The 12258-nt window shown below is 75.5% G+C and carries 9 protein-coding genes and 1 pseudogene; 6 read left to right on the top strand and 4 right to left on the bottom strand.

Annotation, left to right across the window (positions count from 1 at the left end; translation table 11 throughout):
- Positions 1–38: 38 nt before the first annotated feature.
- Positions 39–610: pseudogene (locus tag ACSU53_RS05715) on the bottom strand (dihydrofolate reductase family protein).
- Between the two features lie 358 nt (positions 611–968).
- On the opposite strand from ACSU53_RS05715, the gene ACSU53_RS05710 reads away from it, so the two are divergent.
- Positions 969–1787, top strand: a complete 819-nt coding sequence (locus ACSU53_RS05710; protein ID WP_437025208.1) for a hypothetical protein — start codon at positions 969–971, stop codon at positions 1785–1787.
- A 31-nt stretch (positions 1788–1818) separates the two neighbouring features.
- On the opposite strand, the gene mmuM is transcribed toward ACSU53_RS05710, so the two are convergent.
- Positions 1819–2736, bottom strand: coding sequence for a homocysteine S-methyltransferase (gene mmuM, locus ACSU53_RS05705; RefSeq protein WP_437025206.1), 918 nt, complete (start codon positions 2734–2736; stop codon positions 1819–1821).
- Positions 2737–3052: 316 nt separating this feature from the next.
- On the opposite strand from mmuM, the gene ACSU53_RS05700 reads away from it, so the two are divergent.
- Positions 3053–3886, top strand: coding sequence for a class II glutamine amidotransferase (locus ACSU53_RS05700; protein WP_437025204.1), 834 nt, complete (start codon positions 3053–3055; stop codon positions 3884–3886).
- Between the two features lie 91 nt (positions 3887–3977).
- On the opposite strand, the gene ACSU53_RS05695 is transcribed toward ACSU53_RS05700, so the two are convergent.
- A complete protein-coding gene (locus ACSU53_RS05695) occupies positions 3978–5231 on the bottom strand; it encodes an FAD-binding protein (RefSeq protein WP_437025202.1) in 1254 nt (417 codons plus the stop codon).
- A 157-nt stretch (positions 5232–5388) separates the two neighbouring features.
- On the opposite strand from ACSU53_RS05695, the gene ACSU53_RS05690 reads away from it, so the two are divergent.
- The 4 genes from ACSU53_RS05690 (at position 5389) to ACSU53_RS05675 (ending at position 11559) form a co-directional block, all read left to right on the top strand.
- Entirely contained in the window at positions 5389–6708 is a 1320-nt protein-coding gene (locus tag ACSU53_RS05690; protein WP_437025200.1) for a radical SAM protein, read from the top strand.
- A 228-nt stretch (positions 6709–6936) separates the two neighbouring features.
- Positions 6937–8439 (top strand): cellulose binding domain-containing protein, encoded by a 1503-nt coding sequence (locus tag ACSU53_RS05685; protein ID WP_437025198.1) that lies wholly within the window; start codon positions 6937–6939, stop codon positions 8437–8439.
- 395 nt (positions 8440–8834) lie between these two features.
- The gene (gene rsgA / locus ACSU53_RS05680) at positions 8835–9932 is read left to right on the top strand and encodes a ribosome small subunit-dependent GTPase A (RefSeq protein WP_437025196.1); all 1098 of its coding nucleotides are present in this window, start codon (positions 8835–8837) and stop codon (positions 9930–9932) included.
- A gap of 214 nt (positions 9933–10146) precedes the next feature.
- Entirely contained in the window at positions 10147–11559 is a 1413-nt protein-coding gene (locus tag ACSU53_RS05675; RefSeq protein ID WP_437025194.1) for a bifunctional transcriptional activator/DNA repair enzyme AdaA, read from the top strand.
- A 52-nt stretch (positions 11560–11611) separates the two neighbouring features.
- Here the strand turns inward: ACSU53_RS05675 and ACSU53_RS05670 are convergent, their stop codons facing one another.
- Entirely contained in the window at positions 11612–12094 is a 483-nt protein-coding gene (locus ACSU53_RS05670) for a DUF456 domain-containing protein (RefSeq protein ID WP_437025191.1), read from the bottom strand.
- Positions 12095–12258: the final 164 nt, after the last annotated feature.

The raw sequence follows: 12258 nt of genomic DNA, 5'->3' as shown, positions 1-12258 counted from the left end.
CCGCGACGTCCCCGGCGGCGCGCCCGCCGCCGTCCCCGTCACCGCCCCTGACGCCTCGCGCGGTAGCGCAGGAACACGAACCTCGAGCCGAAGGTGCGGGTCTCGACCAGGTCGAGATCCACCCTGCGCTCGTCCCGGGCGAAGAACGGGAGGCCGCCGCCGACCAGCACCGATACAGCATGACCCGGTACTCGTCGATCAGACCCGCCGCGGCGGCCTCCGCGGCGAGTGTCGCGCCGCCGATCGCGATCTCCCCCTCGCCCGGTTCGGACCGCAGCCGTTCGATCTCCTCCGCGACGGTGCCGGTCGCCAGGCGCGCCTGGCCGCGCACATCGGACAGCGTGGTGGAGAACACCACCTTCGGGAGCGGGTTCCACAGGGAGGTCCACTCGCGCTGTGCGGCGTCGAGCGACGGATCCTCGGCGGCGGTCTCCCAGTACAGCATCGTCTCGTAGAGGCGCCGGCCCAGCAGGTGGACGCCGACGTTGCGGATGTCGTCGATCCAGAAGCGGAAGACCTCGTCGTCCGGCTCCGACCAGTCGAAGCCGCCGTCCGGTCCGGCGATGTAGCCGTCCAGGGAGACGTTCATGGAGTAGGTCACGTCGCGCATCGGGAATCCTCCTCGGTTCCGGGTCCGACCCTATGACCGCCGGGCGCCCCCGAACTCATCGCCACGCGCGCCACCCGCGGGGGACGGGCGCCCGGGCGGGCCGGCGGCCGGCGCCGGGAGACCGGCCGGCGGGTGGACCGCCCGGCGAACCGCGCAGGGCGCACCGGGACCGGGGGCCCACGTGATACCCGGGGGCTGGGCAGGTGCATGATGACGTGGACGACACGAGGGGGCGGGAATGCCGCAGTCGGCCATGCCGGTGCACAGCACGGCTCCGGGGGGAGCAGCGAACACGGCTTCGGGGGGAGCGGGACGCGTCGGCGGAGGGGGGTGGACCGCCGCGTGGCTGACGGGGGCCGTGGCGCTGGTGGCGGAGTGCGTGCTCGCCCTGGTCGTCTTCGTGATCGCGTTCCTCCGGGAGGAGGAGTTCTACTTCGCCGACATGGGGGCGCCCCTCGGATGGATCCTCGGGGCCCTGATCCTCGTGGGCGCTGCCGGGCTGGTCGGAGCCGTCGGCTCGGCGGTCGTCCTGCCGCTCGTGTGGCTCTCGCGCCGGTGGGCCCGGGGGGCGGGGCGGGACGACACGGCGATGCGGTGCCTGGCCGTCTGCGCCGCGTTCGCCGCCGTGACCGGGGTGGGCGCCGGGGCGGTGTGGGCGCTGGGCGGCGGCGACGGCACCGCCCTTGGGCTGGTCGCCCCGGTGGTGTTCCTCGTCGTGACGCCGCCCGCCCTGTGCGCGCGGGCCGCGACCGCCGTCCGCCGCACCGGCGCCCGGCTCGCGGTGGCCGTGGCGGTGGCCGTCGCGGGAGCGGCGCTGTCGGCGGCGGTCGCCGTCGGGGGAGTGGTGGCCTACGCGACGGGACTGCTGGAGCCGTACGAGCCGCCGCGGCTCACCGCGGAGCAGCTCGTCGGCACCTGGACCGACGAGCGGGGAGGCACGCTGACCCTGCGCGCGGACGGCACCGCGGTGGCCGACGACCTGGGGGCGGTGGAACGGTGCAGCGGCTCCGGCTCCTGGGAGCGGAGCGACGGACAGCCGGAACCCGAACTCCGGCTGTGGGGCAGCAGCTGCCTGGAGGAGACCTACGCGTTCAGCGGCACCGAGGAACAGCCCCGTCTGCACCACCTGTTCGGCGATGCGGAGGCGCCCGACCGGTACATCCTGCGGCGCTCCTGACCGGAACGGGGACCCCGGCGGGGGTGTCGCGTCAGCCGCGCCCCACCGCCGCCGCCACGGCCGCGATGGCCTCCGGACCCACCCGGCAGCAGCCCCCGATCAGGCGGGCGCCGGACTCCCGCCAGCCGGCGACCCGGCTCGCGGTGAACGTCGGGTGGCCGGTCCAGGCGCGGGCGGCGGCGTCCCAGGTCTCGCCGCTGTTGGGGTAGACGACGACGGGCTTGTCCGTGACGCGGGCGGCGAGGGCGACGGCGTGGTCGGCGTCCTCGGGGGTGCAGCAGTTGACGCCCACGGCGATCACCTCGTCGGCGTCCGCGGCCAGCGCGAAGGCGTCCTCCAGCGGCTGGCCGGCCCGGGTGCGGTCGCCGGCGGCGGAGTAGGACAGCCAGGCGGGCACGCCCAGATCGGGCAGGACCTCCAGGAGGGCCGCCGCCTCGTCGATGTCGGGGACGGTCTCCAGGGCGAGGACGTCCGGGCGGGACGCCGCCAGGATCTCCATCCGGGGCCGGTGGAAGCGGTGCAGCTCCGCCACGCTCAGGCCGTAGCGGCCGCGGTACTCGGAACCGTCGGCGAGCATCGCGCCGTAGGGGCCGACCGACGCGGCGACGTACAGGGGACGGGCGGTGCGGGCGCGCTGCACCGCGTCGCGCGCCGCCTCCACGCTCATGGCGAGCAGTCCGGCGGCCCGGCGCCGGTCGATGCCGTGCCGGGCGAAACCCTCGAACGTGGCCTGGTAGCTGGCGGTGATCGCCACGTCGGCGCCCGCCTCGAAGTACGCGAGGTGCGCGTCGGCGACGGCCTCGGGGGCGTCGGCCAGCAGCCGGGCCGACCACAGCGCGTCGCCCAGGTCGTACCCGGCCGCCTTGAGCTGGTTGGACAGACCGCCGTCCAGGACCACCGTGCCGCCCGCGAGGGCGTCGGCCAGGTTCAGGGAGGGCGAGGGCTGCATACGACCGACGGTAACCGGACCGCCGGGCCCCCGGCCACCGGCGACCGGGGGCCCGGCCGGACCGGGCGCGCGCTTCGCGCCCCACGGCTCCTGCGCCCCCTCCCGGTCGGCCGCGGGAGCGTCCGGACCGGCCGCGGGAGCCGTCCGGACCGGCCGTAGGACCGGGGCCCGCGGGTCCGACGCGTCCACGGGGGTACTCGGGGCACCGGCGGAACGGGGGACCCGCGGGTCCCGAGCGACATAAGCAACCCGAAGCGACCCGAAGCGACACGAAGCGACACGAAGCGACCCGAAGCCGTACGAGAGGACCTGCGCGATGTGCCGATGGCTCGCCTACTCGGGGACCCCGATCCTGCTCGACAGCATCCTGTACCGGCCCGCCCACTCGCTGATCGACCAGAGCCTGCACGCCCGGATGGGCGTGGAGACCACCAACGGCGACGGCTTCGGCGTCGGCTGGTACGGGGAGGGCAACGGCACTCCGGCGGTGCTCCGGGAGATCGGCCCGGCCTGGAGCAACCGGAACCTGCGCGAGATAGCCGACCACGTCCGCTCGCACCTGTTCTTCGCCCACATCCGGGCCTCGACCGGTTCGGCGGTGCAGCAGACCAACTGCCACCCGTTCCGCCACGGTCCCTGGATGTGGATGCACAACGGCGCGATCGAGGAGTTCGACCGGGTCCGGCGCGACCTGCTGCTGGCCGTGGACCCGGAGCTCTTCCCGCACATCGAGGGCTCCACGGACTCCGAGACCATGTTCTACCTGGCGCTCACCCTGGGCCTGGAGGAGGACCCGCCGGCCGCCGTCGCCCGGATGGCCGGCCTGGTGGAGCGCACCGGCCGCGCGCACGGCGTGAAGCACCCGCTGCAGATGACGGTCGCGGTGACCGACGGCGAGAGCCTGTGGGCGTTCCGCTACTCCAGCCTGCGGCGGTCCCGGTCCCTCTTCTACAGCACCCGCGTGGACACCCTGCGCTCGCTCCACCCCGACCTGGAGTTCCTGCGGGGCGTGGACGAGGGCACCCGCCTGATCGTCTCCGAGCCCCTCGGCGACATGCCGGGCGCCTGGAACGCCGTCCCCGAGAGCACCTACGGGGTGGTGCGGCCGGGCGGGCAGGAGGACGAGATGCACGCCTTCGTCCCCGTGTGACCCCTGGCCCCCGCGCCGGTCCGAGTCCCGGTCGCCCGGGGACCCGTACCCCCGGACCCCCGGGCTGCCGGGCTCCCGGGCCCCTCGGGGTTCACCCGCCCAGCAGCCCGTCCACGAAGGCGTTGCGGAAGACCCCCGCCCCGTCCAGGGCGGCGGCCAGGGCGCGGAAGTCCGCCAGCCTCGGGTACCGGTCCGCCAGCTCCGTCCCCGGGACGGTGAACACCTTCCCCCAGTGGGGCCGCGGTGCGAAGGGCGCGAGGGCCTCCTCCACCCGGCGCACCACCGGCAGCACCGCCGCGGTGTCGGCGGTCCAGGTGAAGTGGACGGCCACGGAGTCCCGGTCGTGAGCGGGGCTGAGCCACTGCCGGTCGGCGGCGACCGTGCGGACCTCGCAGGTCTGCAGGACCGGCGCGATCGTCCCCCGGATCGCGTCGAGCGCGTGCAGCACGCCCACGGCGTGGCCGCGCGGCATCAGGTACTCCGACTGCAGTTCCTCCCCGCTGCTCGGGGTGAACTCCGCCCGGAAGTGCGGCAGCCGCTCGTGCCACGGACCCGCCGCCCCGAACTGCTCGGTGCAGTTCACGGCGGGCATGCCCGGCACCGGATGCATCTTCTCCGTCGCCGGCTCCGCCCACGGGAACGGGGCCGACGGCCGGTCGGTACGGTGCTTGAGCCACACCTGGCGGAAACCGGGGGCGCGCCAGTCGGTGAACAGGCTCACGCTGTACGCCGACGCCATCACCCGCTCGAACGTCTCCGCGTCGAGCACGTCGAGCGGCAGTCCGGTGAAGACGTGCTGCGCCACCTCGTAGGCCGGTTCCAGATCCAGGGTGAGGGCGGTGACGACGCCCAGGACGCCGAGCGAGGTGACCACGGCGCCGAACCGCTCGTCCCGCCGGCCGATCCGCAGCAGGTCACCGGCCGCCGTGACCAGCTCCACCTCGCGCACCGCCGAGGCCAGGGGGCCGTTCGTCACCCCGGAGCCGTGCGTGCCCGTCGCCACCGACCCGGCGACGGAGATGTGCGGCAGCGACGCCATGTTCGGCAGGGCCAGGCCGCGCGCGTGCACCTCGCGGGCCAGCTCGGCGTAGCGCACCCCGCCGCCGACCACCACCGTGCGCGACCCCGGGTCCACCTCGATGCGCCGGGGCATCGCGTCCAGGGACAGCAGCAGACCGCCCTCGCCCGGGTCGGCGATCCGGTTGAAGGAGTGCCCGCTGCCCAGCACCCGCACCCGGGGACCGCCCCGCACCAGCGCCCGCAGCTCCTCCACGCCGCGCGGGCGCCGCAGCTCAGCGCCGGCGTAGGTGATGTTGCCCGCCCAGTTGGTGACGCTCCCGGTCATGCCCTGCCCTCCCTGACGTCCGGGGACACGGAAGGTCCCCCTGCCGGAAGGTATCCCGGGGAGTGGGCCGCGCCACGTGGGGGGACCCGGCACCGCGCGGCTCCGGGCGGGGGCATACCGTGAGGAGTCGTACGTCCGAGCCGGGAGGAGACACGGGATGGGCAGCCGGACCGCGCTGGTCGAGGATCTGATGGAGCGGTTCCCGCACGTGCCGCGGGAAGCCGTCTTCAAGGAGGACCTGCTGCGGGGCGGTGTGGCCTTCGACCCCTCCGCCCTCAGCGACAACGAGGACGGCGAGGTCAAGCCGAAGTCGTACTTCATCTTCTCCTTCGACCACGGCACCCTGCCGGAACTGGGCGAGGCCGCCCTCCGGCGCCCGCCGGAGGAGATCATCCTCACCGGCGGCCCCTACGACCTGCGCCGCACCGTGGTGTCCGTGCGGGTGAACCCGGCCTCCCCCTACCGGGTGGCCGCCGACGAGCACGGCGTGCTCGGCCTCTACCTCGACGGCAGGCGGATCGCCGACGTCGGGGTGCCGCCGATGCCGGAGTACTACCGGCACACCCTGTCCAACGGGAAGTCGGTCATGGAGGTGGCGCCCACCATCCAGTGGGGCTACCTGATCTACCTGACCGTCTTCCGGGTCTGCCAGTACTTCGGCGCCAAGGAGGAGTGCCAGTACTGCGACATCAACCACAACTGGCGCCAGCACAAGGCCGCCGGCCGGCCGTACACCGGCGTCAAGGACGTCGAGGAGGTCCTGGAGGCGCTGGAGATCATCGACCGGTACGACACGGCGAAGGCGTCCACCGCCTACACCCTCACCGGCGGCGCCATCACCAGGACCGTCGCCGGCCGCGACGAGGCCGACTTCTACGGCCACTACGCCAAGGCCATCGAGGAGCGCTTCCCCGGCCGCTGGATCGGCAAGGTCGTCGCCCAGGCGCTGCCCAAGGACGACGTGCAGCGCTTCAAGGACTACGGCGTGCAGATCTACCACCCCAACTACGAGGTGTGGGACGAGTACCTGTTCAAGATGTACTGCCCGGGCAAGGAGCGCTACGTCGGCCGCGACGAGTGGCACCGGCGCATCCTGGACTCCGCGGACGTCTTCGGGGCGCGCAACGTCATCCCCAACTTCGTGGCGGGCGTGGAGATGTCCCAGCCGTTCGGCTTCACCACCGTCGACGAGGCCATCGCGTCCACCACCGAGGGCCTGCGCTTCTTCATGTCGCACGGCATCACGCCCCGCTTCACCACCTGGTGCCCGGAGCCGACCACCCCGCTCGGCAAGGCCAACCCGCAGGGGGCGCCGCTGGAGTACCACATCCGGCTGCTGGAGGCCTACCGCGCCACCATGGACGACTTCGGCCTGTCCTCGCCCCCCGGCTACGGTCCGCCCGGCCCCGGCCGCGCGGTCTTCTCCGTGAGCTCCTTCATGGACAGCCTGCCCGCGCAGGAGCCCGTCGAGGCATGACGGCCGCCGGGTCGTGAGACCTGCGAACGACATTCGGGAAGGCCGGAACCGAGACGTTCCGGCCTTCCTTGCGTAGGGTCCCGGCGAGGGGTGCGGCGCCCGGCGGAAGTGAAGACGGCGCTTGTCAGTTGCAGCGCGGACGTGAAAAGGTCGTCGCCTGCCGCGAGGCATCCCTCAACTCGACCACCCGTGAGCCGAGTTGACCTCGTTCGTGGATGCAGGAGACCCATGCCCGACGTGCCGAGCCCCCAGGACGTCAGTGAGACGGCCCTGTTCTCCGAGTGCTGGGACGCGGTGCTCTCCTACGCCGGCCTGTGCACGGCCGGCGCGGACGCGGGCGCCGAACTCGCCCGCGAGGCCTTCGCGGACGGCATACGCGACCTGCGTGCCGCCGAGGCGGCGACCGTCCGCGGCGCCGGCCGCCGCGCGGGCCGGCTGCCCCGGATCCCGCTGCTGCTGACGGCCGTCCGCACCGCGGTGACCCGCTGGGAGGCCGACGGCCGGGGCCACCGGCTCGATCCGGACCTGCGGCTGTGGCTCCACTCCGACCGCGCCGACCGCTACACCGGCCCGCCGCTGGAACGCCCCGTCGCCCTGCGCGGGCTGCGCGATCTCCCGCCGGCCGACGCCGAACTGCTGTGGCTCGCCGAGGTGGAGGCCCTGCCGCTGCCGGTGGTGGCCCGCCGCCTCGGACTCGACTTGGGCACCGCGCACGACGAACTCGACCACGTACGGCGGCAGTTCCGGGACCGGTGCCACCGCAACCACCTCGACTCCCCGATGGACGCGCGGTGCCGCAGCTACGCCCGGCTCCTCGACGCCGTCACCCGCTCGCCCTCCGCCGACACCCCCGACGACCTCTCCCGCCACCTCGCCACCTGTGTGCGGTGCGCCGAGGCGGCCGCCTGTCTGCGGCTGGACGACGGCGGCCTGCCCGGTGCGCTGGCCGGCGGGGTGATCGGCTGGGGCGGACCGGCCTACCTGGAGCGGCGCCGCCGGGCCGCCGACGCCCGCCTCGGCACCGGGCACACCGGCCCGGCCGCCGCCCCCGCGGGCGACCCGGCCGAGGGCCGTCCGCGCGTCGCCCGCAACACCCTGCTCGCCGCCGCCGTCCTGGTCTCCCTGCTGGCGCTGGCCGCCTCGCTCATGCCGTTCGGCGGCGGCGACGGCAGTGTGGCGCGCGCCGACGACGCCCGCCGCCCGGCCGCCGGCCCCGGGGTGTCCCTGCCATCGGCGTCCGGCAGCGGGTCCGGCACCGCGCCCGCGGCCGGGACGGCGCCCGCCGCCTCCGCTCCGGGCCCGGCCGCCGACCGGACCACCGCTCCGGTGCCGGAACGCGAGGACCCCGACCCCGAGCCGCAGGGCACCTCCTCCGGCACCGCGGACCGGCCGCCCGCCGGGAGCAGCGAGGCCCCCGCCGCCTGCCGCGTCGCCTACGACCTGGCCGACCAGTGGCCCGACGGCTTCCAGGCCACCCTCACCGTCACCACCCGGCAGGCGCTGGAGGACTGGCGGGTCGCCTTCTCCTTCCGCGACGGGCAGCAGATCCGTCAGATGTGGGACGCCACCCACGCCCAGAAGGGCGCCCGGGTGACCGCCACCGCGGCCTCCTACAACGGTGACGTCCCCGCGAACGGCCGGATCTCCTTCGGCTTCATCGCCTCCTGGGAGGGCACCAACACGCCGCCGTACGGCATCACCCTCAACGGCCGCCCCTGCACGAGCGCCTGACGCCCCGCCCCGGCCCCGCCGGTGCGGGAAGGACGGCGGTGGGCGGCAGGCGGTCAGCGGTGACGAGGGACCGGAGCCCGGGAGCCGGGAGCGGGGAGCGGGGAGCGGGGAGCGAAAAGCAGTTGACGGGCCGGGAGGGCCGCCGACTAGTCTGACCGGCAGATCACGCGGTGGCCGCGCGCCGCCGTGCCGGAGCGCCGCCCCGCGGCGCGGAACGAGCGAGGAGGTGCCGACCGATGGCTGCGACCGTCACGGACGTCGTCCGCACTCAGCATCCCGTCAAGTCCACCTCCGTGGCCGCCGGCTGACCCACGACCTTCCTTCCGCCCTGCCGGGTGTGCGCGAGCACGCCCGCCGGGCGCCGCCGGGGCCGCTCCTTGTGAAGGGCCATCCCCTTGAGTTCGTTCTCTCTTCCTTCCCGCTCCGCGCTGACCCCCTACGGCTGGGACGACGCGTGGGCCGGGGCGTTCGCCCCGCACGCCGCCGCGGGGCTGCGGCCCGGACGCGTGATCCGGGTCGACCGCGGTCAGTGCGACGTGGTCACCGACGACGGCACCGTGCGCGCCGACACCGCCTTCGTCACCCCCCACGACCCGCTGGAGGTCGTGTGCACCGGTGACTGGGTGGCCGTCGAGCCGGACGGCAGCCCGCGCTACGTACGGACCGTGCTGCCGCGGCGTACCGCCTTCGTGCGGTCGACCTCCTCCAAGCGGTCCGAGGGGCAGATCCTCGCGGCCAACGTGGACCACGCCGTCGTCGCCGTCTCGCTCGCGGCCGAGCTCGACCTCGCCCGCGTCGAACGGTTCCTCGCCCTCGCCTGGGAGTCCGGCGCCCGGCCCGTCGTCGTGCTGACCAAGGCCGACCTGGTCCCGGACGCGGTGACCCGCGCGCACCTGGTCCAGGACGTCGAGACCAGTGCGCCCGGCGTGCCGGTGATCACCGTCAGCGCCCACCACGGCGACGGCCTCGACGTCCTCACGGCGGTGGCCGCCGGGGGCACGTCGGTCCTGCTGGGCCAGTCCGGCGCGGGCAAGTCCACCCTCGCCAACGCGCTCCTCGGCGCGGACGTCATGGACGTGCGCACCGTCCGGGACGTCGACGGCAAGGGCCGGCACACCACGACCACCCGCAACCTGCTCGTGCTGCCCGGCGGGGGTGTCCTCATCGACACCCCCGGCCTGCGCGGCGTCGGCCTGTGGGACGCCACCGACGGCGTCGGCCAGGTGTTCTCCGAGATCGGGGAACTCGCCGAGGGCTGCCGGTTCCAGGACTGCTCCCACGATCGGGAGCCGGGCTGCGCCGTCCTCGCGGCCATCGAGGACGGCGTCCTGCCCCAACGCCGCCTGGACAGCTACCGCAAGCTGCAGCGGGAGAACCGGCGCATGGTCGCCCAGAAGGACGCCCGGCTGCGCGCGCAGATCCGCAAGCAGTGGAAGCGCCAGGACGCGCAGGCCCGGGAGGCGATGGAGTTCAAGCGGGGCCGCTGGGCGTAGTCCGCGGCGCCGCCCGGGGGCCGGTCACGGACGCCGGCGGCGTCCGCGGCCGGCCCTCCGGCATGTCCGGAGGTGCCGGAGGTGCCGGAGGGCCGGCAGGTGGGCGGTCGGCGGACCGCGGCCGCCCACCCGGCGGCCCCCTGGCCCCCTGGATGCCTGGATGTCCGATTTCCGCCAGCCGGGACCGTCGCGCGGGCGCAGACTGGACGGTGTGATGGACGACGACAGCAGGTACCAGGCGGTGTGCAGCCGGGACGGACGGTTCGACGGGGTGTTCTTCTTCGCCGTCCGCACCACCGGCATCTACTGCCGTCCCAGCTGCCCGGCGGTGACGCCCAAACGGGTCAACGTGCGGTTCTTCGCGACGGCCGCCGCCGCCCAGGGGGCCGGGTTCCGGGCCTGCCGACGGTGCCGGCCGGACGCCGTGCCGGGTTCCGCCGAGTGGAACGTCCGGGCCGACGTGGTCGGCCGCGCCATGCGGCTGATCGCCGACGGCGTGGTCGACCGCGAGGGGGTCGCCGGGCTCGCCGCGCGGCTCGGCTACAGCGCCCGCCAGGTGCAGCGTCAGCTCACCGGCGAGGTCGGCGCCGGCCCCGTCGCCCTCGCCCGCGCCCAGCGCGCCCACACCGCCCGGGTCCTGCTGCAGACCACCGACCTGCCGGTGACGTCGGTCGCCTTCGCGTCCGGCTTCGCCAGCGTGCGGCAGTTCAACGACACCGTCCGCGCCGTCTACGCCGCCACCCCCAGCGCCCTGCGGGCCGCGGCCCCCGCGGGCGGCCGGACCTCCCGCCGCACCGCCGCGCCCCCCGCGGGCATCCCCCTGCGCCTCGCCCACCGCGGCCCCTACCCCGCCGGGCCCGTCTTCGACCTGCTGGAACGCGAGGCCGTCCCCGGAGTCGAGGACGTCCAGGGCCCGCCCGGAGCCCGCACCTACCGCCGCACCCTGCGGCTCCCGTACGGCACGGGCATCGCCGCGGTCCGGGAGCGGCCCGGCACCGCCCCGGGCGGGCGGGGGGCCCGGCCGGGCGGCTGGCTGGACGCCCGCCTCCACCTCACCGACCCGCGGGACCTCACCACCGCCGTGCAGCGCCTGCGGCGCCTGTTCGACCTGGACGCCGACCCCTACGCCGTCGACGCCCGGCTCGGCGCCGACGCCCGGCTCGCCCCGCTGGTCGCCGCGCGCCCCGGGCTCCGCTCGCCGGGCGCCGCCGACCCGGAGGAGTGCGCGGTGCGGGCCCTGGTGGGGCGCGACCGGGCCGCCCTGCTGGTCCGGCGGTACGGCAAGGCCCTGGACGCGCCCTGCGGGAGCCTGACCCACCTGTTCCCCGAGCCCGCCGTGCTCGCCGGGGCGGAACCGGGCGGTGCCCTGGGCGCCCTGGCCGCAGCGCTCGCCGACGGCACCCTGCGGCTGGATCCCGGCGCCGACCGGGACGCCGCCGAGGCGGCCCTGCGCGCCCTGCCCGGACTGGACGGCCGGACGGTCGCCGTGATCCGGACGCGCGCCCTCGGCGACCCCGACGTGGCGCCGCCCGCCGCCGGCGCGCCCGACGGCTGGCGGCCCTGGCGCTCGTACGCCCTGCGCCACCTGGAGGCGGCGGGGGAGGCGGCCCTCGCGCGGGCGGCGTGAGGCGGCCCCGCGCGGCGGACGGCACCCGGGCGGGGGCGCGGCCCCGCACCGGTCAGCCCCAGAACACCGCGCCGATCCAGGCGGCCGTGATCAGCTGGCAGGTGAACAGTTCCGCCAGCAGGCTCGAACCGCCCGAGCGCATGGCCGTGCGCACCGCCGCCACCGCGTCGCCGTGCCGGCCGAGGAGCAGCCGTTCGTGGAGGTAGACGCCGCCGAGGAAGCCCGGGACCGCGCCGAGCACGGGCACCAGCACGAAGCCGAAGAACGAGCCGGTGCCGGCGTACGCGATCATCCGGGCGTCGGTGCCGTGCGCGCGCAGCCGGCGCGGGGGGAGCGCCCAGCGCACCACCTGGGACAGCAGGAGCAGGACGGTCGCGCCCACGAGCACCCACCACGCGACCGGCCGCGGGTCCTTCAGCGCCCACCAGGCGACCCCGGCCCACACGAGCCACGATCCGGGGACCCCGGGCACCAGCACTCCGCACAGGCCGAACAGGATCACCAGTCCGGCCAGCAGGAGGTCCCATGCTCCCATCCGTCCAGGGTGCAGGAGGGCGGGGGACGCCGCAGTCCGGCCGTGACCGGCACGGCGGCCGGCCACACCCTCCCCGTATCGCACATGTGTCCCGTCCTTCACCCGACCCGGCTCCCGATGGGCACGGCGGGCGGGGATTTTCCGGATGCCCCGTTTTCATCCCG

Source organism: Streptomyces sp. enrichment culture (assembly GCF_964273255.1).
Taxonomy (GTDB): domain Bacteria; phylum Actinomycetota; class Actinomycetes; order Streptomycetales; family Streptomycetaceae; genus Streptomyces.
This window is presented reverse-complemented; position numbering and strand designations above follow the sequence as displayed.

What these genes read in the sequence shown, in the direction of transcription:
- mmuM (WP_437025206.1), bottom strand. Translation starts at nt 2,736, where the DNA reads ATGCAGCCCTCGCCCTCCCTGAACCTGGCCGACGCCCTCGCGGGCGGC.
- ACSU53_RS05700 (WP_437025204.1), top strand. Translation starts at nt 3,053, where the DNA reads ATGTGCCGATGGCTCGCCTACTCGGGGACCCCGATCCTGCTCGACAGC.
- ACSU53_RS05695 (WP_437025202.1), bottom strand. Translation starts at nt 5,231, where the DNA reads ATGACCGGGAGCGTCACCAACTGGGCGGGCAACATCACCTACGCCGGC.
- ACSU53_RS05690 (WP_437025200.1), top strand. Translation starts at nt 5,389, where the DNA reads ATGGGCAGCCGGACCGCGCTGGTCGAGGATCTGATGGAGCGGTTCCCG.
- ACSU53_RS05685 (WP_437025198.1), top strand. Translation starts at nt 6,937, where the DNA reads ATGCCCGACGTGCCGAGCCCCCAGGACGTCAGTGAGACGGCCCTGTTC.
- ACSU53_RS05675 (WP_437025194.1), top strand. Translation starts at nt 10,147, where the DNA reads ATGGACGACGACAGCAGGTACCAGGCGGTGTGCAGCCGGGACGGACGG.
- ACSU53_RS05670 (WP_437025191.1), bottom strand. Translation starts at nt 12,094, where the DNA reads ATGGGAGCATGGGACCTCCTGCTGGCCGGACTGGTGATCCTGTTCGGC.